General features: G+C 60.6%; 19 protein-coding genes and 3 pseudogenes. 10 read left to right on the top strand and 12 right to left on the bottom strand.

Annotation, left to right across the window (positions count from 1 at the left end; all coding sequences use genetic code 11):
* The first annotated feature begins 17 nt into the window (after nt 1-17).
* From colR to F0169_RS22155, 5 genes are all read left to right on the top strand, one after another.
* Complete coding sequence (colR, locus tag F0169_RS22135) at nt 18-701, top strand: two-component system response regulator ColR (RefSeq protein WP_058414784.1); 684 nt, start codon at nt 18-20, stop codon at nt 699-701.
* Nucleotides 691-1,971 carry a sensor histidine kinase gene (locus tag F0169_RS22140; protein WP_122250650.1) on the top strand — a complete coding sequence of 427 codons (1,281 nt, stop codon included), beginning with the start codon at nt 691-693 and terminating at the stop codon, nt 1,969-1,971. Before colR ends, F0169_RS22140 begins: the two co-directional genes overlap by 11 nt.
* Nucleotides 1,972-2,160: 189 nt before the next feature.
* Nucleotides 2,161-2,841 carry a class I SAM-dependent methyltransferase gene (locus tag F0169_RS22145; protein WP_152747626.1) on the top strand — a complete coding sequence of 227 codons (681 nt, stop codon included), beginning with the start codon at nt 2,161-2,163 and terminating at the stop codon, nt 2,839-2,841.
* Nucleotides 2,842-2,845: 4 nt separating this feature from the next.
* Complete coding sequence (locus tag F0169_RS22150) at nt 2,846-3,565, top strand: lipopolysaccharide kinase InaA family protein (protein WP_058414781.1); 720 nt, start codon at nt 2,846-2,848, stop codon at nt 3,563-3,565.
* Entirely contained in the window at nt 3,562-3,789 is a 228-nt protein-coding gene (locus F0169_RS22155; protein WP_058414780.1) for a hypothetical protein, read from the top strand. The genes F0169_RS22150 and F0169_RS22155 overlap by 4 nt, the downstream gene beginning before the upstream one ends.
* A 79-nt stretch (nt 3,790-3,868) precedes the next feature.
* Here the strand turns inward: F0169_RS22155 and F0169_RS22160 are convergent, their stop codons facing one another.
* The 3 genes and pseudogenes from F0169_RS22160 to F0169_RS22170 all read right to left on the bottom strand — a co-directional run bounded on the left by F0169_RS22160 (nt 3,869) and on the right by F0169_RS22170 (nt 7,503).
* A complete protein-coding gene (locus tag F0169_RS22160; RefSeq protein ID WP_152747634.1) occupies nt 3,869-4,966 on the bottom strand; it encodes a DUF1513 domain-containing protein in 1,098 nt (365 codons plus the stop codon).
* A gap of 2 nt (nt 4,967-4,968) precedes the next feature.
* The gene (locus F0169_RS22165; protein WP_099239853.1) at nt 4,969-6,033 is read right to left on the bottom strand and encodes an imelysin family protein; all 1,065 of its coding nucleotides are present in this window, start codon (nt 6,031-6,033) and stop codon (nt 4,969-4,971) included.
* A gap of 31 nt (nt 6,034-6,064) precedes the next feature.
* A pseudogene (locus F0169_RS22170) lies at nt 6,065-7,503 on the bottom strand (di-heme oxidoreductase family protein).
* A 139-nt stretch (nt 7,504-7,642) separates the two neighbouring features.
* Here F0169_RS22170 and F0169_RS22175 point away from each other — a divergent pair.
* On the top strand, nt 7,643-8,206 hold the full coding sequence (locus F0169_RS22175; RefSeq protein ID WP_152747627.1) for an NAD(P)H nitroreductase: 564 nt from the start codon (nt 7,643-7,645) through the stop codon (nt 8,204-8,206).
* A gap of 47 nt (nt 8,207-8,253) precedes the next feature.
* Here the strand turns inward: F0169_RS22175 and F0169_RS28530 are convergent, their stop codons facing one another.
* The 8 genes and pseudogenes from F0169_RS28530 to gap form a co-directional block, all read right to left on the bottom strand.
* Nucleotides 8,254-9,009, bottom strand: coding sequence for a methyl-accepting chemotaxis protein (locus tag F0169_RS28530; protein ID WP_371918676.1), 756 nt, complete (start codon nt 9,007-9,009; stop codon nt 8,254-8,256).
* A gap of 102 nt (nt 9,010-9,111) precedes the next feature.
* Nucleotides 9,112-10,392, bottom strand: a pseudogene (locus tag F0169_RS28535) (methyl-accepting chemotaxis protein); the annotation flags it as partial.
* 140 nt (nt 10,393-10,532) lie between these two features.
* Nucleotides 10,533-10,934: a YbaN family protein gene (locus F0169_RS22185; RefSeq protein WP_058414774.1), complete on the bottom strand. Its 402-nt coding sequence runs from the start codon at nt 10,932-10,934 to the stop codon at nt 10,533-10,535.
* Nucleotides 10,935-11,032: 98 nt separating this feature from the next.
* Nucleotides 11,033-11,641, bottom strand: a complete 609-nt coding sequence (locus F0169_RS22190; RefSeq protein WP_122250643.1) for a biliverdin-producing heme oxygenase — start codon at nt 11,639-11,641, stop codon at nt 11,033-11,035.
* 140 nt (nt 11,642-11,781) lie between these two features.
* Nucleotides 11,782-14,346 (bottom strand): TonB-dependent receptor, encoded by a 2,565-nt coding sequence (locus F0169_RS22195; RefSeq protein WP_152747629.1) that lies wholly within the window; start codon nt 14,344-14,346, stop codon nt 11,782-11,784.
* Between the two features lie 116 nt (nt 14,347-14,462).
* Nucleotides 14,463-15,431: a FecR domain-containing protein gene (locus F0169_RS22200; RefSeq protein ID WP_172979516.1), complete on the bottom strand. Its 969-nt coding sequence runs from the start codon at nt 15,429-15,431 to the stop codon at nt 14,463-14,465.
* A gap of 74 nt (nt 15,432-15,505) precedes the next feature.
* Nucleotides 15,506-16,024, bottom strand: a complete 519-nt coding sequence (locus tag F0169_RS22205; RefSeq protein ID WP_058414770.1) for an RNA polymerase sigma factor — start codon at nt 16,022-16,024, stop codon at nt 15,506-15,508.
* A 217-nt stretch (nt 16,025-16,241) separates the two neighbouring features.
* Nucleotides 16,242-17,242 (bottom strand): annotated as a pseudogene (gene gap, locus F0169_RS22215) (type I glyceraldehyde-3-phosphate dehydrogenase).
* 221 nt (nt 17,243-17,463) lie between these two features.
* Between gap and edd the strand changes: the two are divergent.
* From edd to F0169_RS22235, 4 genes are all read left to right on the top strand, one after another.
* Nucleotides 17,464-19,290, top strand: coding sequence for a phosphogluconate dehydratase (gene edd, locus F0169_RS22220; RefSeq protein ID WP_152747630.1), 1,827 nt, complete (start codon nt 17,464-17,466; stop codon nt 19,288-19,290).
* Nucleotides 19,287-20,243: a glucokinase gene (locus F0169_RS22225; RefSeq protein ID WP_172979517.1), complete on the top strand. Its 957-nt coding sequence runs from the start codon at nt 19,287-19,289 to the stop codon at nt 20,241-20,243. Before edd ends, F0169_RS22225 begins: the two co-directional genes overlap by 4 nt.
* Nucleotides 20,244-20,395: 152 nt before the next feature.
* Nucleotides 20,396-21,130, top strand: a complete 735-nt coding sequence (locus tag F0169_RS22230; RefSeq protein WP_058414766.1) for a response regulator — start codon at nt 20,396-20,398, stop codon at nt 21,128-21,130.
* 31 nt (nt 21,131-21,161) lie between these two features.
* Nucleotides 21,162-22,589 carry an ATP-binding protein gene (locus F0169_RS22235; RefSeq protein ID WP_425274315.1) on the top strand — a complete coding sequence of 476 codons (1,428 nt, stop codon included), beginning with the start codon at nt 21,162-21,164 and terminating at the stop codon, nt 22,587-22,589.
* 177 nt (nt 22,590-22,766) lie between these two features.
* Here the strand turns inward: F0169_RS22235 and F0169_RS22240 are convergent, their stop codons facing one another.
* The gene (locus tag F0169_RS22240; RefSeq protein WP_058414764.1) at nt 22,767-23,696 is read right to left on the bottom strand and encodes an AraC family transcriptional regulator; all 930 of its coding nucleotides are present in this window, start codon (nt 23,694-23,696) and stop codon (nt 22,767-22,769) included.
* Between the last annotated feature and the right edge of the window lie 229 nt (nt 23,697-23,925).

Here is a 23,925-nt window from a genome sequence, read left to right on the forward strand (position 1 = left end):
GTACGGAGACACTGCCCATGCGAATTTTATTGGTTGAAGACAACCGCGATATTCTGGCCAATCTGGCCGATTACCTGGGGCTAAAAGGCTACACCGTCGACTGTGCGCAGGACGGTTTGTCGGGCCTGCACCTGGCCGCCACCGAGCATTACGACTTGATCGTGCTCGACATCATGCTGCCTGGCATTGACGGCTACACCTTGTGCAAACGCCTGCGTGAGGACGCGCGCCGCGACACGCCGGTGATCATGCTCACCGCCCGCGACCAACTGGACGACCGGCTGCAGGGCTTCAAGTCCGGCGCTGATGATTACCTGCTGAAACCGTTTGCCTTGTCGGAACTGGCCGCCCGCATCGAAGCGGTGCTGCGCCGTGCCCAAGGCGGCGGGCGCCGTGCCCTGCAAGTTGGCGACTTGACCTACGACCTTGATACGCTCGAAGTCACCCGCGAAGGGCGCCTGCTCAAGCTCAACCCGGTGGGCCTGAAACTGCTCGCGGTGTTGATGCAGAAGAGCCCGCACGTGCTGCGTCGCGAAATTCTTGAGGAAGCGCTGTGGGGCGATGACTGCCCGGACAGTGACAGCCTGCGCAGCCATGTTCACCAATTGCGCCAGGTCATCGATAAGCCTTTCGCCAAACCACTGCTGCAAACCGTGCACGGTGTGGGTTATCGCCTGGCCGAGGGTCGAGATGGAGTTTAAGCAAAGCCTTGCCCAGCGGATCATCATCGCCTTTGCCTTGATGAGTGCGCTGGTGGCGGGGGCGTTCGCCATGGGCATCGTTGCCACCGTGCACCTGGTGGAAGAAAAACTGATCTCGGCGGGCCTCGGTGGCGACTTGCAACGCCTGCTGTTGATGGACAGCGTTGAGGACTGGAGCCATCGCCCGGAGCCGGATCAACTGTTCTATTTCAGCGGCGGGCGTGGCGATTTCGAGCTGCCCAAAGATCTGCGCCACCTCGAACCGGGTTTTCATGAAGTGTTTCGCGAGGCGCTGTCGTACCACGCCATGGTTGAAGTGGTGGATGGTCGGCGCTATGTGCTGTTGCAGGACCAAAGTGATTTCGAAGAGCGCGAGCGCGTTCTGTTTGCCGTGGTGCTGGTGGGCTTCGTGCTCAGCTTGGCGCTGGCGGTGTTCCTCGGATGGGTGCTTGCGCGCAAGGTGATGGCTCCGGTTGTGCGCCTGGCCCGCCAGGTGCGTCATCGCGATCAGTTGCTGGGGTTGGCGCCGCCGCTGGCGCCGGATTACGCGGCCGATGAAGTCGGCGAGCTGGCGGTGGCCTTCGACGCCACGCTGGGCCGCTTGCGCCAGGCGTTGTCTCGCGAGCAATTGTTTACCAGTGACGTCAGCCACGAATTGCGCACGCCGTTGATGGTGCTGGCCAGTTCATGCGAACTGCTGTTGGAAAACCCGGCGATTGATCAGCGCGGCCGTAACCAAGTCGAACGGATTGCCCGTGCCTGCGAAGAGATGCGTGAACTGGTGCAAACGTTCCTGATGCTGGCCCGCGCCAAACATGATGATTCGGCGATGTCGGCCCAAGTCACGTTGACGCAGGTGGCAGAGGACTTACTCGGCATCTGGCGCGAGCCTGTTAAGCAAAAGGGCCTCGAACTGATTTACCAGCCGGGTGCGCCGCTGGATACCCGCTACAACACCACCTTCTTGCACGCGGTGATGGGCAACTTGCTGCGCAACGCCCTGCATTACACCGAACACGGGTTTATCCGCTTGACCCTCGAACCCAGCGGTTTTGTGGTGGAAGACTCCGGCGTGGGTATTCCCGAAGACAAGCGTGAAGCGATGTTCGAGCCTTTCGTACGCGGCAGCGAAAAACGCGGTGAAGGCCTGGGCCTTGGCCTGTCGCTGGTACAACGGATCTGCGAAAGCCAGGGCTGGAGCGTCAGCCTGAGTAACATGGAGCCTAACGGCTGCCGTTTTCACGTCGAGTTGAGCCAGGTCAACCCCTGAACGTACACCCTGCCACTACCCTGTGGCAGATGCCGCGTTTTTCGGCGAAGATGGCCCCATGCCACCGCTTGTGTCTGTAAAGTCTTGAAATGTATGAGATTGGACAGGACAAGATTTTCACAACGAGTTGACCTGTTGATCACAGTTTGCTGCTTAAGGTTGTAGGCATCAGCTACTGGAGATCCGTTGATGCCTACCCCGATCAAGCTCGATTTTTCTGAAAAGTACGACGATCAGCACGCGCAGAATTATTTGCTCAAACATCAGGACAATCTGGCTCGCCGGTTGTCCCACAAGCGCGACGAGCAACTGGCACGCGGTGCGCTGGCCATGGCTGGCGAACCTGGCCTGGTGTTGGACCTGCCCTGCGGGGCCGGACGTTTTTGGCCGCTGTTGGCTGAAAAGCCCAACCGTGTGATTATCGGCGCCGATAATTCGGCATCGATGTTAAAGGTCGCAACCACCGCTCAGCCTGCCGATGTGGTGAAACGGGTACGGCCTTTGCAAACATCTGCCTTCGATATCGATTTGCCCGATAATTCGGTCGACAGCATTTTTTGTATGCGCTTGATGCACCATATTGGTGACCCGGCGCATAGACTGACGATATTGCGGGAATTTCAGCGAGTTACGCGTGACAGCGTGATTCTTTCGCTGTGGGTAGATGGCAATTTCAAGGCCTGGAAACGCAAGCGTGCCGAAGTGAAACGTCGTAATAAAGGTGAGCAGGAAGGTTACCAAAACCGGTTCGTGTTACCGGCTGCTACTGTCGAGGCAGAGTTTGAGCAGGCCGGTTTCCGTGTTCAGGAATCCCTGGACTTCATACCGCTCTACGCCATGTGGCGAGTTTATGTCTTGCGCAAGAGGTAACAGGATGGCAATTGAGTGCGCAGTTGGCAGTCATGTAGCTCCCGAAGAACGATTTGATTTTTTTTGGCGCCAGCAGGGCGAGTGGGTCGAAGAACCCAATCGTCGACGTGGTGGTGAAAGCGGTGTGCAACGCGTGAAGAGCCCAAATGGTCGTTTGCTCTATTGCAAGCGCCAGACCGGCCATATCTACCGCAGTTGGCTGCACCCGTTTGGTCGCCCGACCGTGTTGCGTGAACGCGATGCCCTGAAAGGCCTGCGTTCACTGGATGTACGTGTGCCGGAATTGGTGTTTTGCGAGGCGCGTCGCGACCCTGAGCACCAATGGAAAGCGCTGTTGGTAACCGCGTCCCTCGACGGTTTCGACGAAATCGAAAACTGGTACGCCGCAGGTGGCCGTGAGCAGTATGGCGAGCAGGTACACGAGCGTGTACTGAAAGAGTTGGCGGGCACCCTTGCACGTATGCACAAGGGCCGCTGGCAGCATGGCTGCCTCTACATCAAGCATATTTTTGTACGCGTAACCGGCGAGCGCGATTCGGCCAACGTGGAAGTCGCGTTATTGGATTTCGAGAAGTGCCGTCAGCGTTTGACCGCTTATCGCGCGGCCTCCCACGACATGCTGCAACTGCGCCGCCATTCGTCGTGGAATGATACCGACTGGAAAAAACTGAGCTACTTTTATGAGACGGCGTTTGGCAGCGCTATCAAGGGTTTAACCAGATGAAGCTAGAAACAGCACGAGGTTTGTTTCTGGTCGGGGCGTTGGGCGTTGCAGCCCTCGCCCTGGCGGCGTGGGAACAACCTCGCACACAAGTGCTCAGTGCGGCGCAGGGTGGTGGGCAATGCCTGCTGCCGCGCATCGCCAAGGCCAGTGTGGCGGCCCAGCCTGATCATGACTTGTTGTTGTTCATGTTCGGTATGTCTCAAGGCATGCGGCCGCAGAGTTGATTAAAGCGTTGAAGATTCAAACCCCCTGAAAAGGCCTTGCGATGCGAGGCCTTTTTTTTGGCTGGGGTAAAGGATGCCGTCAGACCAGATGCAGATGGTTATCCCAAAACCCCGATGGCAACTCCAATGGCTTCGCCACCAGCGCTGTCTGGCGACAATCGTAAAAGCGGCAACGGCCTTGCCCTGAAGTCACCACAAACCCATCCTCGACCGCGCCGACGCCGGCACAGTCGGGCAAAGGCCCATCCAGCCGCAACTCACCACTGTCCATGTCCCAGATAAAAAAACGATTGCCGCGTGGCGCAGTCAACGCCACCAGCCGCAATTCACTGTGCACCGCGACGCTGGCGGTGTAGTGCCCCATCGCCTGCAACTGCGCGTCCGCCACCGCAAACGCCACAAACGGCTGCCCCGGCCGCTTGATCGCAAGCAACTCGGAACGCTCCTGCGACGGCCCCATGAACTGCTGCCCGGTAAGAATGGTGCCATCGCTGGCGATTCCCATATGACGCACGCTGTTCATCTGCTGGCCCAACGTCTCCTTGCTGATCAGCGTGCCGTCACGTTGCATCAGCACCAGGCTTGGCTCCATGGCGTTGAGGTTCATCTCCACACGGCTTTCAGCCTCGGTGCGAATGCCGCCGTTGGCCACCACCAGGGTTTCGCCATCGGGCATCCACGACACTTGATGTGGCCCAATGCCGTGGGTAGATATTTCGCCGCTGTGCACCAGCCGTTCGCCCTCGAACCGGTATACGCCGAGCAAGCCGCGACCAGGGTCAGACGTGTCGTTCTCGGTGGCGTACAGCCAGTCGCCGCTTTTGTGAATGACCGCGTGCCCGTAAAAATGGCGATTAGGCTTAGAGGTGATGGTTTGCAGCAGCGCGCCATCCCGCAGGTTGATCAGGTAACTCTCGGTGCCTGGGCGCCGGGCGACGAACAGCGCAATCGGCAGCGTCGGGTGGTTGATGATGTCATGACAGCGCTGGCCAACTTCGGTGGCAAACACACGTTTGCCGTCCAGGCGGAAGCCGACGGCGTAGTGCTTGCCGTCGGCGTCATCGCGCGCCGACAGCAGCAGCGGGCCTTTGTCCTTTTGCTTGAAAAGCGTCCAGCCACCCAATGTGAGTGCACTGAGCAGCACGCTGCCAACGGCCAAAGCCTGTCGCCTGAGCATCATCAGTCACCGTCGTTGGCGTTAAAGCCCAGTTGGATGCCCAGCGCCTTGGCCAACTCACCTTCGTGCAGGCGGTGGACGACGTTAAGGCTGTCATAGAGGTCGTTGAGTTGCTGGCGCCCGGCATCGTCGGCCAACAATTCGTTGAGGGTGCGTTGGGTGCTGGCGAACAGTTTCAGGGAGGCGGCATACGCGGCGTCGATCTTGTCAGCCAAGGGTTTCTGGTCCGACGGCAACAGGCCGCGCAGGCCTTTGTTGTCGACCCCGGCCCACACGGTCTGGGCCGCCGCGAGGCTGGCTTGCAGGCTTTGCAGGGACGATTGGCTGCGCCATGCATCGGCCTGGAACGGTTGCGGAATGCCCTTGGTCTGGCGGCCCATCGGCGTGCCGAGCTTTTTCTTCAGGGTGTCGAGTGCCGTCACTTGTACGCGCAACAGATCGGCGATGGCTTCGTGGGAATCGGCGTAGCGCTGGTTGGGAAACGTGGTCATCTGCGCGAGCATGCCGTCGGTGCTGTTCCAACTCGCCAGAATCTCTTCAGCCAGGGCTTTCTGACGCTCGCCGATGGCCATCAACAGTGGGCAGTAACGGGCCTTTTGGGTTGGCTCGGCGATGTCGGTCTTGGCGTCGTACAGAATGTATTCGTAGGCCGACAGGCCCTGCACCACCACGCTGGACTTGGCCAGGGCGGCGGCATCGATTTGCGGCTGGGCGCTGACCAGTTGCTCGACTTGACGGCCCACGAGGTTTTTCTTGTCCGGCCAGAACTGCACTTGCCACGAGCGGTTGCCCTCGGCCAGCGGGCCAATCAGCAAGGGTTGCAACTCGGCCCAGGCCTTTTGCGCGTGGAGGAAGTCGGCGCGGGCGGTGTCCAGGCTCTGAGTGCCCTGGCAGTAGGCGAGGGCGCTGACCGCCAGTTGACGGTCGGCGTCAACCCAGCGGCTGTAGGTCGGCAGGATCACTTGCTTGGCGATGGCCGCCGAGGTCACCGCTTGCGGGTCCTGCGGCGAGCAGGCGCCGAGGGCGAGGGCCGCCAGGCTGGTGAACAACAACTTGGGACGGAACATGTCGAGCTCCCTTCTGTAAGTGGGGCACAGCTTATAAAGAATTCAGGAACGCCAACAACGCAGCGCGCTGCTCGGCATTAAAAGACAACACATGTTGCTGCGCCGCTTGCGCTTCACCGCCATGCCACAGCACGGCTTCCAACAGGTTGCGGGCGCGGCCGTCATGCAAAAACTGCGTGTGACCACTGACGGTTTGCGTCAGGCCAATGCCCCACAACGGCGGGGTGCGCCAGTCGCGGCCAGTGGCCTTGAATTCGCTGCGGTTGTCGGCCAGGCCGGCGCCCATGTCGTGCAACAACAGGTCGCTGTAGGGGCGAATCACCTGATTGGCCAGTTCGGGTTCGGCGGCATTTGCCGCGTGGTGAAGGTCGGCTTGTGGCAGCCCTGACAACCGGCTTGGTAGAACAGGTTTTTCCCGGCCAGCACCTGCGGCGTGTCGACGCCACGGCGTGCCGGCACCGCCAGGTTGCGCGTGTAGAACAGCACCAGGCGCAGGATGTTATCGCTGACTTCCGGTTCGCCCTCGGGGCCATTGCCATTGGGCGCCTGTTTGCAGGCCAGCTGGGCGTCGGTGCAGTCATCAAACGGTCTCAGCGACGTGGTGAGGCCCATATCACCAGAGAACGCGTGAACATTTTGTTGATTGAGGTTGGGTTGCCCGGCTTTCCAGCCAAAACGCCCGAGTACGCTTTTGTGCTGCGCGTCATCCCAGACCCAGTTGGCGCGGCCGATGATGGCGTCTTTATCGGCGGTTTCAGGGTTGGTATTACGCAGCACATCGGCATCGGCAATTGCTTCGAGCAGGCCGAGGCCGATCATCGGCGGGGCGATGCGCGCAGAAAAAAGTGTATCCGGGTGCATCGGGCCGTAGCCGAGTTGGGTGATTTGCAGGTCCGGCTTGCGCAGCTCAACCACAGTGCCGTCTTTGAAGGTCACAGTGACGGGCGTGTAGTCGACCCGCACTTTGCCTTCGGGCACTACGCCAGGCACGCCCATGTCTTGCAACTGCCCGCCGTAAACCGGCTCGGGCACTACGCCGATCTGCTCGATAAGCTTGGCGTAGTGCGGCAGATCCGATGCTGGCGCCGGGATCGACAGGCGCACCAGCATCGACACCGCGTTGGGCGCATCGGGCAGCGGCGGGTGGCCGCGGCCGTCCTTGATGTGGCAGTTCTGGCAGGCGTTGGTGTTGAACAGCGGGCCGAGGCCGTCGCGCGCTGTGGTGGTGGAGGGCGCGATCACCCACGGGCTGCGAAAAAAACTGTTGCCGACGCTGAAATCCAGGCGGCGCGTGGGCGCAAGGTTGGCCGAGGGCAGGGAAAACGCATTCTGGTCGCGCTTGTTCACGGTCGTCGCGCCGCCGGCTCGCGCTTCACCGGGCTCTGCCTTGGTGAAGCGCGGGGCGTCGTCGCAGGCGGTCAGGCACAAGGCCATCAACGCTGCGGACAGGCGAAAAAGCGAACGGAACATCGAGTTTCCCGAGCGGAGGCGAAAAATCAGGCCGCAAAGTCTAACAGGGCGGGCCAGATTGAATAAGAGCAATTATCGTTTGGTGGAATCCGATTCATTCCCGCTAGAATGACCTCACATTTTTTTCTGGAGGTGGCCAATGCAGGCTCTCGACGCTTTGCTCAACCGTGTTTCCGTGCCGCGTTTGCTGGAACCGGCGCCGACCCAAGAGCAGCGCGATGTGCTGTTCGCCGCCGCCATGCGTGCGCCCGACCACGGGCAGTTGCGCCCTTGGCGGTTCCTGACCGTGGAAGGCGCCGCGCGTGAGCAAATGGGCACGCTGCTGGCCGAGGCTGCGCGCCTGCACGACGCCCAAGCCCCGCAAGCCGCCATCGACAAGGCCCAGAACGGCCCGCTGCGTGCCCCGCTGGTGGTGGTGGTGATTGCGCGTTTGCAGGAGCACTTCAAAGTGCCCAAATCCGAGCAGTTACTCGCGGCCGCCTGTGCAGCCCACGGCATTCTGCTGGCCGCTTATGCGCAAGGGATTGGTGCGGTGTGGCGAACTGGCGAACTGTCCTACTCGGCCCACGTCGCCAACGGCTTGGGGTTGACGGCGGAGGAGCAAGTGATTGGCTTCCTCTATTTGGGCACGCCGCAGAACCCGCCGCGTACTGCGCCGAAAGAACAGCTGGCGCCGTTTGTTAAGGCCTGGACCGGGCTCTAAAAGGATTGTGGCGAGGGCGCAAGCCCCCCTCGCCACAGCAGTCCGGTTTACACCTTGAATTGATCCATCAACTTCATCTGCTGGCTGGCCAACGCGTTGAGTTGGCTACTGACAGCCGCTGACTCGGTAGCCTGCCCGGTGAGGGTTTCGGTCACGGTGCGGATCGCCGAGACGTTGCGGTTGACCTCTTCGGCCACGGCGCTTTGTTCTTCGGCGGCGCTGGCGATTTGCAGGTTCATGTCGCTGATCACCGTCACCGCATCACTGATCTTGCCCAACGCCTGCACCGCTTGATGAATCTGCCCGGCATTGCTTTGGGCCTGCTGTTGGCTGGAATGCATGGTCGCAACCACGCCACGCGTGCCGCTTTGGATGCGTTCGATCACCAGGCGAATCTCTTCCACGGAGTCCTGTGTGCGTTTGGCGAGGTTGCGCACCTCGTCGGCCACGACCGCAAAACCACGCCCGCTTTCGCCTGCGCGCGCAGCTTCGATGGCGGCGTTGAGCGCCAACAGGTTGGTCTGTTCGGCAATGCTGCGGATCACTTCCAGCACCGAGCCAATTTGCTCGCTGTTAACCGCCAGCGCCTCGACTTCGGTGACCGCTTTGCTGACTTCTTCAGCCAGCGTGGTGATGTCGCGGGTGCTCTGTTCAATGATCGACATGCCTTCACGTGCCGACTGGTCCGCGCCGCGTGCCGCGCTGGCGGCGTTCGACGCGCTGCTGGCGACGTCATGCGCGGTGGCGCTCATTTCATTAGAGGCGGTGGCCACCTGGTCGATTTCGCGGAACTGCACCTGCATGCCTTCGCTGGTCTGGCGTGCGATGGCTGAGGATTGATCTGCCGTGGCGCGCGCTTCGGTGATGCTTTGCTTGATCTGCGCGATGGTCGGTTGCAGCTTGTCGAGGAAGCGGTTGAACCAGTTCGCCAACTCGCCCAATTCGTCTTTTTTGGCGTAAGTCAGGCGCTGGGTGAGGTCGCCTTCGCCGCTGGCGATATTCTTCAGCATCGCGGCCACGTTGTTGATAGGGCGGGTCACGCCGGTAGCGGTCAGCCAGATCAACAGCAAACCCAACAGGGCAGCAGCGGCGCCGACCAGCAATGCCTTGAGCGTGGCGGCGTCTTGGGCCTGGTTGAGTACCGCTTGCAGCTTTACGGTATCAGCCAGCATCACGGCTTTTGACAGCTTGATCACCACACCCCACGACTTGGCATCGGCAATCGGCTTGACCGGGTACACCGCGCGAATGGTGTCGTCCTGCTCGCGGACCTTGCGCGTATCGTTGGCTAACAGTTGCACGATCTCTTTGCCTTCAGCGCCAATGATGTCGCTGAGGTTTTTGCCGACTCTGGCCGGTTCGCCACTGTAGGCCGCGATCACGCCGCTGCTGGAGAGAATCTCCAAATGCGCGGCCCCGTCGAACAGGTCATTTTGTGCGTTGTCAGTGGTGGCTTGCAGCGCGTTGAGGGCGATGTCGACACCCACCACGCCGATAACCTTACCGTCCACCTGCAATGGCACGGAAATCGTGGTCATCAATACCGGTTTGCCGGCTACCGTGTCTTCGTACGGTTCCAGCAGGCACGTAGCGCGGGTGTCGCGTGGGCAGGTGTACCAAATGTTGTAGGGCGTACCGCTGGGAGTGGGCGCGGTTTTGGTCAGGTCTTCTTCGACCATCACGGTGTTCAGGCCATCGCCGCCCGCACGACTCCAGTAGCTGGCGAAGCGGCCGCTCTGATTCGAAACGCGGGCTTTGTCGTCAACGAACTCGCTGTCCTTGCCATCCAGGGCATTGGGCTCAAATGACAGCCAGATGCCGAGTACCTTGTTGTTGCGTTCAAAGGCGGTCTTCAGGCTTTGGTTAAGTTCTTCACGCAGCGCGCCAGCGTCCAACCCACGTTTGGCGGCCGTAATGCGCAGCCCCTTGATCTGGTCGGCCAAGGCGGTGAGTGCGACGAGGTTTTCGCCAAAGTTTTTTTGCAGTTGTACCGCTTGTTCGCCGGCTTTGGCTTGCAACAGGTTTTGCACACTGGTGGTGAGCATTCGCGAGCTTGAATCGCTGACCAGGCGGTTATTTTTATCGGCCTCGTGCAGGTTGATGCCGACAATCAGTGCGATCACCCCCAACAGGCACAGGCCGGACAGCAGCACGATTTTCAGGCGGATAGAGAGGGTGTCGAACATAGAGTCACTCGCGATTGGACTTTTCTAAAGGGCAAGCAGGGCGAGCCAAGTCCATTCGGCGCTATGTCTGAAACATCGGCGTAACAATATGTTTCGTGAGGAGAAGGCGATGAGCGGTAGCTAAATGCCTGCATGCAACGCTATGGATGGGCCGCAAGCCGTTCCGGGCGGGACCATATCCACAGGTTGCCGAGGCTCATGCCGGCAATCGCCAAGTAGATCGGCCAGCCGTGATTGAGCATCACCAGCATCAACCCGGCACACAGCAGCATGCTTACGGTGGCGCTGATTTTGGCGCGTCGCGCGATGATTTTGCCATTGCGCCAGTTGCACAGGATCGGCCCGAACAACCGGTGGTTTTCCAGCCAGGCGCTGAGGCGCGGCGAGCTCTTGGTCGCCGCCCAGGCGGCGAGCAGGATGAATTCGGTGGTGGGCAAACCCGGTATCACAATCGCGACCAACCCAATGCCCAGGCTGACATAGGCCAGCAGGCCAAAGAGGACCCGTGCGATTTTTGAGCTGGATTGGGTGTTGCGGGTCATGGGCTTAGGCAATGTAAAGGGATCAAAAAATCAATTTGAAAGAGTAGCCCAATGTGGGAGGGTTTGCTCCCACAGGTGGCCGCGTTTCAATCCGGGAATCAGGCCAGTTCTGGGCGCTTAGCGTACGCCTGTTCCAGCAGCACGGTGAAGCGCACGAACGCGTCGATTGCACCTTTTTCTACTGCGGCTTCTTCCTCGGCGTTGAAGTGCAGGCCGTCGAGGGTACGCGTGAAGCGCTTCCAGCCTTCGGCGCGACCACCGGCTGGCTCGCCCAGGTGGCGCGCGCCGAAGGTTTCGCTGAGACCCAGGCCCACGGCGCGTTTGATCAGGAAGGCGGCGCCCAGCTTGGAGCCTTCGGACACGAACAGCCAGCCCAGGGCTTCGGCCTTGCCGGGGTTGTTTACGGCGCCGGCGACCGGAGCTGGCACGTCGGTGTGCAGGTCGGCGAGGTCCAGCTTGGCGGCGTCGGCGCGGCAGCGCTCGGCCAGGTCAGGCACGATTTTGATCAACTCCGGGTCGTTGTACAGCGCCACCAGCTCCGATTGGAACAGGTATTGCGCGACCACAAAACGCGCGAAGTTGGCTTGTGTTTCAAACGGGGCGTGGGCCTTGACCAGCGCATCCAGCTTGGTGTGCGGCACGTGAGTGATCTGGTTCAGGCGCTGCGAGCGCAGGCTTGGGCGTTCTGCGGTATTGGAAGCGGTCATGAAAAGTCCTTTAGAAGGGGAGCGCCTTGATGCTCTGACGGGGTGCAGAGGGGTTATCAACTAGACGAACAAGGAGACGTGGCACAGTAAAAAAACCTCACCCCGCCGCTGAAAGGTCGGCGAGGTGAGTGTGGGTTTTATCAGATGTCCCAGATCACGTTGATCGCAAAGTTACGGCCGGGCTGGGTCAAACGGTCCAGGTTGGCCGGGCCGGTCACTGCCGCCTCGCCGACGCTGTCGTAGCTGCGCACGTCATCCCAGTTCCAGTACTTTTTGTCGGTGAGGTTATACAGGCCGCCGTTGACAGTGATGTCGTGGGTGACTTTGTAAAACGCCGTAAGGTCGAGGATGCCGAAGCCTGGGGTTTTGAACGGGCCGTCGGTGCTGCCGTCGGGCGCGTGGAAGGTCGTGCTGTCGACGCGGTTCTGCTTTTTCACCAGGGTCCAGCTCAGCAGGCCGCCGTAATTGTCCTGATCGTAGCCCAGGCCGAACACACCCTTGAGCGGGTTGACGCTGTTCAGCGGCTTGCCGTTGGCGTCGTTGCGGCCGTAGGCGTACGAGACCGCGCCTTGGCTATACAGGCCTTGCGGCGCACCGAATGCATCCAGGTTCAAGCGGCCCTTGGCCTCTGCACCCTTGATGGTGGCACGCTTGATATTGACTGCCTGGAACTGCTCGACGGTGCCGCCGACCACGGCGTTGTCTTCATCGATAAAGTTGCGGTACTTGTTGTAAAACACCGCGATGTCAAAGGAACCCGCATCGAACTTGCCGCGAATCCCGGTTTCGATGCCTTTGCTGGTTTCCGGCTTGAGGTCGGGGTTGGGCTCGACGGTGTAGCCCTGGTTGAGGTTTTCAAAGCGCCCGTACAGCGCCTTGGCCGATGGCGTGCGGAAACCCTCGGCGTATTGGCCAAACAGCGTGTATTGATCGGTCAGCGCATAGGTCAGGCCGAACTTTGGGGTCACGCGGTGCCAGGTTTTTTCCTTGTCGCTGACCGGTAACAGGCCGGTCGGGTCGACGCCGCTGAGAAATTCCTGCGTCAGCTTGGGTTTGAGCTGGGTGTAGTCGTAGCGCACGGCAGGCAGGAAGGTCCATTTGCCCCAGCTGATTTGGTCCTGCGCGAATAACGAATACGTGTTGATGGTCGGGTCCGGGAAATCGCTGACCTTCTTCACACTGTCGCTGGCTGATGGGCTGGGCGCGCCGATGGCGGTGCAACCGGCACCGACGGCGAGGCAGGTGGCTGATCCTTCGCGTGACCCGGTGACTTTTTGTTGCTTGAGGGTGGTGCCGTAGGTCACTTGGTGGTCGGTTTCGCCGAGGCTGAATGCCTTGTCCAACTGAGCGTCGAAGACCCACTGTTTTTCTTCGTAAAGCGTGTCGCGGGTGCGCAGTACACGGCGGCCTGGCTGGTAGATTTCGGCAGTGGTCTGGTCGGTCTTGGCGATCTGGTAATTGAGGCTGGTTTTGATGCGGTCGGCGATCGGCGATTCAAGCGCCAAGGTGTTTTCCAGGCCGAAACGCTCACGGGTGATGGTGTCGTTACCGCGACGGTCACGATAAAGGTTGAAGCCCTGACCACCGACGAACGGGCCGCCGACCGCATTCTTCAAGTTGACGTCGCGATCATCCTTGTACTTTTCATAGGTCAAGCCCAAGCGATTATCTTCACCGTAATTCCAGCCCAACTTGGCCAGTACGTTGGTGGTGCGCGCATCTTCCGGGTTGGCGCCGGTGCGGGCCAGGCCCGTGGCGTTATTGCCGTCGTAGGCCTGCATTTCATGGCCGTTGCGCTGGCTCAGGTGCAGCAAACCGTCAACATCCTGCACACGGCCGGCGACGGTGCCAGAGGTCAGCCAACTTTCATCGGCCGAGCTGTAGCCGGTTTTCAGGCGGGCGCCGACGTCCTCGCCGGGCTTGATGATGTCGTCCGGGTCGAGGGTGAAATAGCTCACTGCACCGCCGATGGCGCTGCTGCCATACAACGCCGAAGCCGGACCGCGCAGGATTTCGACGCGCTTGACGATCTCCGGGTCAACGTAGTTGCGGCGCGTCTTGGCATAAGGGCCGTTGAAGAAATTGTCGGGCACTTCTACGCCATCCACCTGCGTCAGAATGCGATCACCGTCTATGCCGCGAATGTTGTAGCCCGCGTTGCCGGAGCGGGTGCCGGCGCCGCCCACGGACACGCCGGGCTCATAGCGCACCAGTTCGCGAGTGGTGCTGACGGTCTGGCGGTCGAGCGTCTCGCGGTCATGCACGCTGACGGTGCTCGGCACGCTGCTGACGTCTTGCGCGTTACGCGTCGCGCTGATCGTGACTTGTTGCAGATTGAGGGTGCTGCCTGCAGCGCGTTTTTCCAGCACGATGTTGTTATTGCCCAGTTTGCGGTAGCTCAGGTTGGTCCCCACCAACAGCCGGTCCAGGGCTTTTTCCGGCGACAACGCACCACGCACGCCAGGCGACGACACACCTTGGCCCAATTGCGCCGGCAAACCGACTTGCCAGCCGGTCACGGCGGTAAAGGCATTGAGTGCCGAGACCAGCGGCTGCTGCTCGATGCTGAAGGTGTAATTGCCGTGGCTGCGCGCGACCGGTTCGGCGGCGGTGGCAGCCATGGCTGGCGCGCTGGCCAACAGGAGGGCGGCGGTCAGCAAGGACAGCACGGGTGAAGAAGACCGGGGGTTGAAACAAGACGACATCGAGAGCGCTCCGGGGATACGAATCTTATAGGTGCGAACCGAATCAAATAGGAATCAGTTGCATTGGCTAAGACGAGACGTACCACCGACAGCTATCGAGTAAAAATAATTCTCATTTAGTTCAAGATGACCAGTGCCGGGTATTCCGACAGTTTGGCCGAGGTGATGTGCGCCAGCGAACGCACCACGTCCAGCGGCTGGTCGAGGCGATAATTGCCGGTGACGGCGGTGCTTGCGAGCGTGTCGTTGGTGTTGACGATCCAGCCGGGGTAGTAGCGGCGCAACTCGGCGAGCACTTCGCTCATTGGGCAGTTTTCAAACACCAGCCGACCCTGAACCCAAGCGAGGTCTTTGCCGGCGTCCAGCTTGGCCGGTGGCCCGAAGCCTTTGGGGCCGATGCGGATGCTCTCACCCGCGCTCAGGCGCACGCGTGCATCGTTGAAGGTGTTGCTCAGGTCGACATCGCCGCGCTGCACCTGCACTTGCGCCTCGCCGTTGAGGTAGCGCACGGCAAAATCGGTGTCGCGCACGCTGGCACGCACCGGGCCGGCGTCGATCTCCAGCGGCAGGCCACGGTTAGGGGTGATTTCAAAAAAAGCCTCGCCCTGGTACAGCTTCGCGACGCGTTGGTGATCCTTGATGCTGCTGGAGAACGCCGAGTCGGTGTTCAACAGCACCTTTGCGCCATCGTCCAACTGCACACGCTGGCGTTCGCCGACCACGGTGAGGTGGTCGGCCTGCAAACGCACGGGCAAATTGCTGAAGCTGAACAGGCCGAGCACCAGCACGGCGGCGGTGGCCAGCGGTTTCCAATGCGGCTTGATGCGGCGCCAGGCTGAAGGCTTGCGCGGCGCGGCCAGGGCCACGGCGGCGCTGTGCACAGGCGCGCCACCCCAAGCCGCCTGGGCTTTGTTAAACGCGTGGACGTGCGCCGGGTCGCTGGCCAGCCACGCGTCGAATTCGGCCTGCTGCCCGGGTTGCGGGCACTGCAAGACGATCAGCCAGTCGAGGGCCTGGTCCATAGCCGTGTCTTGCAACACCTCATGAGCCAGCTCATGGGGGCGCAGTTTATTCGGGTCGGTCACGGTGTTCCTCGGGTCTTCGCCACGTTTTATTGATCTTTCCTACAGGCTGGATCGATATAGCTGTCAGGTGAAGCTTAAGGCCGATCCAGGCGTTCGGCCACACCTACACAGATGGCCATGATCAATTTCAGTTCCTTTTGCACGGTGCTCAGGGACACTTGCAGTTGATCGGCGATCTCTTGGTAGCTGTAACCGTGCAGGCGGCTGAGGATAAAAATCTGCTGCTGGCGGGCGCTCAACTGGCCGAGGCTGACACTCAGGTGCTCAAGCAATTGCTCGGCCTGGGTGGCATCTTCCGGGGTGCTGACGGGGGCGGCGACGCTTTGCAGGATGTCCAGCGGCACATCTTCCTGCAGCGTGCGGGCTTGAATCCTGCGTGAGCGCAGGTGATCCAGCGCCAGGTTGCGCGCGGTTTGGTAGACGAAGGGTTCGAGGTGCTCGATCGGCCGCTCGCTGAGCGCTCGGGTGACGCGCAGGTAGGTCTCTTGCAGGAGGTCCTCGGCGGTGCTGTGGTTGTTCACCATCCGCTGCAAGGTGCGTAGCAGAATCACCCGTTGGGTGAGAAAGACTTGGTTAAAGCGGGATTGGCTCACAGTGATACCAGCTCGATTTGCAGTGAATGATAATGCTTATCATCAACACAAATGGCAAGTGGCTATTCCTCTGAGCCTGCCCAGGTGCAAGGGCATGCACATAACCCATGTGGGAGCGGGCTTGCTCGCGAATGCGGCGTGTCAGTCGACGAATATGCCCACTGAACCACCGCATTCGCGAGCAAGCCCGCTCCCACAAAAGCCGCCTTCTACAGGGTTATTCTGCGTTGCAGAGCGCCAGGCAGTTATCCAGCATACGGTTGGAGAAACCCCACTCGTTGTCATACCACGCCAGCACTTTGAGCAGCTTGCCGCTCGCCTTGGTGTGGTTGGCGTCGAAGATCGACGACAGCGGGTTGTGGTTGAAGTCACTCGAAACCAGCGGCAGGGTGTTGTAGCCGAGAATTTTAGAGTGCTGGCTGGCTTCTTTGAGCAGCGCGTTGACTTCCTCGGCCGTGGCTTCTTTTTTCAGCTGCACGGTGAGGTCGACCAGCGACACGTTGATCACCGGCACACGCACGGCCATGCCGGTCAGCTTGCCCGCCAGTTCCGGCAACACCAGGCCCACCGCTTCGGCGCGCCGGTCTTGCTCGGGATCATGTTCTGGGTGGCCGAGCGCGCGCGGTACGGGTCGGTGTGGTAAACATCGGTCAGGTTCTGGTCGTTGGTGTAGGCGTGAATGGTGGTCATCAAGCCGCTTTCGATCCCCAGTTCGCGGTGCAGCACTTGGGCCACCGGCGCCAGGCAGTTGGTGGTGCACGAGGCGTTGGAGATGATCTGATGGGATTGACGCAAGATGTCATGGTTGACGCCGTACACCACGGTGGCGTCGGCGCCCTTGGCCGGGGCCGAGATGATCACCTTGCGCGCGCCAGCGGTAATATGCGCGGCGGCCTTGTCACGGTCGGTGAACAGACCGGTGCATTCGAACACCACGTCGATCTTGTGCGCAGCCCACGGCAGGTCGGCAGGGTTGCGAATGGCACTGACAGCAATCCGGTCACCATTCACGGTCAGGCTTTCCTGATCGTGGGCGACCTCTGCATCGAAAGTACCGTGCACGGTATCGTATTTGAGCAAGTGGGCATTGATCGAACTGTCGCCCAGGTCATTGATGGCGACGATCTGCAAATCCTGGCGGTAGCCTTGGGTATACAGTGCGCGCAGGACATTACGGCCGATACGGCCAAAACCGTTGATTGCGATACGAAGAGTCATTGGAAAGTGCCTATCGTCGATTTGTTGTAAGAATTACAAGATTATTCGCATAAAAATAGAAAACAAGCCTTTTTAGTGGCAATATTTTGTTCAATCTACAATTAGTGACCTGAATCAACTGGTCCGATGAGTCAAAAGAAACGCTGCCAGCACCTGCGCCGCGCGCTTTTGACCCGCAAAGGATCCAGGGTCGCCACATCCGTTAGCCTGGAGTTCTACACATGCATCCCCGCGTTATTGAGGTCACCGAACGGCTTATCGCCCGCAGTCGTGCAACCCGCGAGGCTTACCTTGCGCTCATTCGCGGCGCAGCCAGCGACGGTCCGATGCGCGGTAAGCTGCAATGCGCCAACTTTGCCCATGGCGTGGCCGGTTGTGGCACTGAAGATAAAAATAGCCTGCGCATGATGAATGCCGCCAACGTGGCAATTGTTTCTTCATATAACGACATGCTCTCGGCGCATCAGCCGTACGAACATTTTCCTGAACAGATCAAAAAAGCCCTGCGTGAAGTCGGCTCGGTCGGCCAGTTTGCCGGTGGCACCCCCGCCATGTGCGACGGCGTGACCCAAGGCGAGCCCGGCATGGAGCTGAGCCTGCTCAGCCGTGAAGTGATTGCCATGTCCACGGCGGTAGCGCTGTCCCACAACATGTTCGACGCCGCGCTGATGCTGGGCATCTGCGACAAAATCGTCCCCGGCCTGATGATGGGTGCCCTGCGTTACGGCCACCTGCCGATGATTTTCGTACCCGGCGGCCCAATGCCCTCGGGCATCTCCAACAAACAGAAAGCCGACGTGCGCCAGCGCTATGCGGAAGGCAAAGCCAGCCGCGAAGAACTGCTGGAATCGGAGATGAAGTCCTACCACAGCCCCGGCACTTGCACTTTTTATGGCACCGCCAACACCAACCAATTGCTGATGGAAGTGATGGGCCTGCACTTGCCGGGCGCTTCGTTCGTCAACCCGTACACGCCGCTGCGTGATGCGCTGACCCGCGAAGCGGCGCACCAGGTCACCCGCTTGACCAAGGCCAACGGCAACTTCACGCCGATTGGCGAAATAGTCGACGAAAAATCCATCGTCAACTCCATCGTCGCCCTCAACGCGACCGGCGGTTCCACCAACCACACCCTGCACATGCCGGCCATCGCGATGTCGGCGGGCATCATCCTCACCTGGCAAGACATGGCCGACCTCTCCGAGGTGGTGCCGACCCTGTCCCACGTGTACCCCAACGGCAAGGCCGACATTAACCACTTCCAGGCGGCGGGCGGCATGTCGTTCCTGATCCGCGAACTGCTTGAGGCCGGCCTGCTCCACGAAGACGTCAACACCGTGGCGGGCAAGGGCTTGAGTCGTTACACCCAAGAGCCGTTTTTGGTCGACGGCGAGTTGGTCTGGCGCGATGGCCCGATTGAGAGCCTCGACGAAACCATCCTGCGCCCGGTGGCCCGTGCGTTTTCGCCCGAAGGTGGCCTGCGTGTGATGGAAGGCAACCTCGGGCGCGGCGTGATGAAGGTCTCGGCCGTGGCGCCGGAGCACCAGATCGTCGAAGCACCGGCAGTGGTGTTCCAGGATCAACAGGATTTGGCCGATGCGTTCAAAGCGGGCGAGCTGGAAAAAGACTTCGTCGCGGTGATGCGTTTCCAGGGCCCGCGCTCCAACGGCATGCCGGAACTGCACAAGATGACGCCGTTTCTTGGGGTGTTGCAGGACCGCGGTTTCAAAGTAGCGTTGGTGACAGACGGGCGTATGTCCGGCGCCTCGGGTAAGATCCCTGCGGCGATTCACGTTAACCCCGAAGCCCAAAGTGGCGGGCCGCTGGCACGCGTCAAAGATGGCGATATTATTCGCGTCGATGGCGTGAAGGGCACCCTGGAGCTTAAAGTGGACGCCGAAGAATTTGCAGCGCGCATTCCTGCCACGGGCCTGTTGGGCAACAACGTGGGTGCCGGTCGCGAGCTGTTTGCATTTATGCGCTTGGCCGCAAGCTCCGCAGAGCAAGGCGCCAGCGCCTTTACCTGTGCCTTGGAGACGCTTAAGTGAAGCTAGCGCTGGTCGGTGACATCGGGGGTACCAACGCGCGTTTTGCGTTGTGGCGGGACCAGCAACTGCATTCGATTCGTGTGCATGCCACGGTGGATCACACCAGCCCTGAGGAAGCGATCAAGGCTTACCTGAAGGAAGAAGGCCTGCCAATCGGCGACATCGGCGCGGTGTGCCTGTCGGTCGCGGGGCCAGTGAGTGGCGATGAATTCAAATTCACCAACAACCACTGGCGGCTGAGCAAGGCGGCGTTTTGCAAGACCTTGCAGGTCGACGAGTTGCTGCTGATCAATGACTTCTCGGCCATGGCCTTGGGCATGACCCGGCTCAAACCCGACGAATTCCGCGTGGTCTGTGAGGGCACGCCGGAACCGTTGCGCCCGGCGGTGGTGATCGGCCCAGGCACCGGCCTCGGTGTCGGCACCTTGCTGAACCTGGGTGAAGGCCGTTGGGCGGCGCTGCCGGGGGAGGGCGGGCATGTCGACCTGCCGCTGAGCAGCCCGCGTGAAACCCAGTTGTGGCAGCATATTCACGCAGAAATCGGCCACGTCAGCGCCGAGACCGCCTTGAGCGGCGGCGGGCTGCCACGCGTGTACCGCGCCATTTGTGCGGTTGATGGGCACACGCCGGTGCTGGACACGCCTGAAGCCATTACGGCGGCGGGCCTGGCAGGGGACCCGGTGGCGATCGAAGTGTTGAACCAGTTCAGCATCTGGCTGGGCCGCGTGGCCGGCAACAACGTGTTGACCACCGGTGGACGCGGTGGCGTGTATATCGTCGGCGGGGTCATCCCACGGTTCGCCGACTTCTTTATCAACAGCGGTTTTGCCAAGAGCTTCAGCGACAAAGGCTGCATGAGCGATTATTTCAAAGGCATTCCGGTGTGGTTGGTGACCGCGCCGTATTCGGGATTGACCGGGGCGGGTGTGGCACTTGAGCAGGCTTTTGCGTAGGCAATGATGGCCTCTTCGCGAGCAAGCCCGCTCCCACATTCAACCGCATTCATCAGCTGGAATGAGTTTAAATGTGGGAGCGGGCTTGCTCGCGAAGGGGTCCTTGAAAGCAACACATGACTCAGGTTTGGCCATAACAACAAGGGGGACCCGTGAGCGTAATCAGTAAATCGATTCTTCTGGTCGACGACGACCAGGAAATCCGCGAATTGCTGCAAACCTACCTCAGTCGCGCCGGTTTCCAGGTGCGTGGCGTGCCGGATGGCGCGCGGTTCCGCCAGGCAATGAACGAGGCGCCGTGCGACCTGGTCATCCTCGATGTGATGTTGCCGGACGAAGACGGCTTCAGCCTCTGCCGCTGGATTCGCCAGCACCCGCGCCAGGCGCAGGTGCCGATCATCATGCTCACCGCCAGCTCCGACGAAACCGACCGCGTGATCGGCCTGGAGCTGGGCGCGGATGACTACATCGGCAAGCCGTTCAGCCCCCGCGAGTTGCAGGCGCGCATCAAGGCCTTGTTGCGCCGTGCCCAATTCGGCCAGGAACGCAGCAGCGCCGGCGATGTGTGGGTGTTTGATGAGTGGCGCCTGGACATGATCAGCCATCGCCTGTTTCACGCTGACGGCGAAGAGGTGATTCTCTCCGGCGCCGACTTTGCCCTGCTCAAACTGTTTCTTGACCACCCTCAACAAATTCTCGACCGCGACACCATCGGCAACGCCACCCGTGGCCGCGATCTGATGCCGCTGGACCGTATCGTCGACATGGCCGTCAGCCGTTTGCGTCAACGCCTGCGCGATACCGAAAAACCTCCAAGGCTGATCCGCACGGTACGCGGCAGCGGTTATCAGTTGGCAGCCAGCGTGGTTGCCGGCAATGCCCACTGAGCATCTGACCGAGCGCCGCCGACGCTTCCCGGTGCCGCGCTCGCTGCTGGGGCGGATGTTGCTGCTGACCTTGCTCGCGGTGCTGTTCGCGCAAACGCTGTCCAGCGTGATCTGGGTCTCGCAATTGCGCGCCACCCAGCTTGAAGGTCTGGTCACCAGCGCACGCAGCCTGGCGCATTCGATGACCGCCAGCGTGAGTTACTTCCGCTCGCTGCCGGTGGCCTATCGCCCGTTAGTCCTTGATCAGTTGCGCAGCATGGGCGGCACCCGTTTTGTGGTGACGCTCAATGACCGCCCGCTGGACATGCAGCTGCTGCCGCAGACCCCGCGCAAACTCGCGGTGCTCAACGTGGTGGACGAAGTGCTGCGCCAGACCCTCGGCAGCGACGTGGATATTTCGGTGGAGTTCGTCAGCGCAGAAGACCTGCGCATTTTCAACGCCGGTTTGAAGCTTGATGAACTGCCGCGTTCGTGGGCGCATTACGCGCTGACCCTTGAGCCGGTCAACCCGCCGGTGCTGGTCACGCAGATTCAACTTGCTGCGGGCGAGTGGCTGTACATCGCCTCGCTGCTGCCCGAACCCTACACCAGCCTTGAAGAACAAGGCCTGCCGTCGCAGCAGGTGTGGTTCATCGTGCTGACCAGTGGTTTTCTGTTGTTGTTTATCGGCCTGTTGGTGCACTGGCAGAGCCGGCCGCTCAAACGCCTCGCGCGGGCGGCGCGCGACCTGTCATTGGGCGCCGATGTAGAGCCGGTGGCCGAAGGCGGTGGCAGTGAAGTGGTCGAAGTGGGCCGAGCGTTCAACGCGATGCGCGAACGGATCAGCCGCTACCTGACGGAGCGCAGCCAATTGTTCAGCGCGATTTCCCACGATTTGCGCACCCCCATTACCCGTCTGCGCCTGCGCGTTGAGCTGCTTGAAGACGAGAACCTGCAAGCCAAATTCGGCCGTGACCTGGACGAATTGGAGCTGCTGGTGAAAGGCGCGCTGCAATGCGTGAAAGACACCGACATCCACGAAAACATTGAACCGGTCGACCTTAATCACGTGCTCGACTGCTTGGTGGAACCGTACCTGGCGCCCAACGGCAATGGCCGCATCACCCAGCACGGCCGCGCGTTGGCGCCGTACGCGGGCAAGCCACTGGCGCTTAAACGCTGCATCGGCAACCTGATCGACAACGCGTTGAAGTACGGGCAGAACGCGCATTTGTATATCGAGGACGACGGCGCAGAATTCATCCTGCACGTCGACGACGAAGGTCCGGGTGTACCGCAGCAGCGCCTTGAGCAAGTCTTCGAGCCGCACTTTCGCCTCTCCGGCCAGCAGCAAGGCTACGGCTTGGGGCTGGGCATTGCGCGCAACATCGCCCACAGCCACGGCGGTGAAGTGAGCTTGCAGAATTTGCGCGAGGGTGGGTTGCGCGTCACCCTGCAACTGCCCCGAACCCTGGACTAAACAGCGCTAAACCGCAGCGCCAAACAACGCTGGGCAAAAAAACGCTGCACGCCAGAGTTCTGGAGATCAAATGTGGGAGGGGGCTTGCTCCCGATAGCCTTGGGCCAGCCAACTCATCTCTAGCTGACACACCACCCTCGGGAGCAAACACCCTTCCATCTGTTGACCTTGTTTTGGTCAGATACTCTGGCGCATTCTGGCCAAATCTCTTAACGGCGGTGCACCAAACAGCCGGCTGTATTCGCGGCTGAACTGCGACGGGCTTTCATACCCCACCCGATACCCCGCCGCCGAGGCTTCCAGCCCTTCGGCAATCATCAGCCGTCGCGCTTCCTGCAAGCGCAGTTGCTTCTGGTATTGCAGCGGGCTCATGGCAGTGATCGCCTTGAAGCGGTGGTGCAACGTCGAGACGCTGAGGTTCACTTCCTTGGCCAAGTCATCAATACGCAGGGGTTGCTCGTAGTTGCCGTTCAACCACTTGATCGCCTGGCTCACGCGATGGCTCTGACTGTTGGCCACGGCGATTTCATACAGCCGATAACCCTGCGGGCCACGCAGTAAACGGTAAAGAATTTCACGATTGATCAGCGGCGCGAGCATTGCCACGTCTTTCGGTGTGTCGAGCAGGCGCGCCAGGCGTAGCACGGCATCGAGCAATTGGCTGTCGATGCGGTCGACGTACATGCCGCGCGATGTCGGGCGCGAAGGCACGCCCATCGGCCCGGCTTCGGCGATCAGCGCAGTGAGCTGCGCCGTGTCGATGTTGATGCGCACCGAGAGGTTAGGCGCTTCTGGCGTGGCCTCAATGATCCGGCCGGCCACCGGCATCGCCACCGAGAAGACTAAATAGTTGAGCGGGTCGTAGGCAAAAATCTCGTCGGCCAGGCGCACTTCCTTGCTGCCGCTGGCCAGGATGCACAAGGCCGGCTCCACCAGCACCGGCATGAAGTTGCGCGGCGCGTTGTGGCGATTCAGAAACAGCGAGGTAATCGCCGTGCCGTAAGAGCCATCTTCCCACGTGTGGCGCTGCACGATGCTGGCCAGTTCGGCGCGCTGTTTTTCCATCTCGGTATCGAGGGGCATGGCGTTAGGGGCATTCGACGACATGAGGCGTCCTCTGCGAGTTGCGTTAATGCGCCCAGATTAGCGGCGGAGTTTCAAAAGGTGTTACTTCGATTCTGCCTAATGCTTGCCTGATCCTGCGATAAAGCGTGAATCAGGCAAGTTTGGCGCCTGTCATCTGCCTGAAACATTGAGCCTGTGGCGGGAATAAAAACAGCCGGCTGCACGGCTTATCTACGCGTACGGCAGGATTGTGCAATAAGCCTGCAGGAAT

The sequence above is a fragment of the Pseudomonas kitaguniensis genome, assembly GCF_009296165.1.
Taxonomy (GTDB): domain Bacteria; phylum Pseudomonadota; class Gammaproteobacteria; order Pseudomonadales; family Pseudomonadaceae; genus Aquipseudomonas; species Aquipseudomonas kitaguniensis.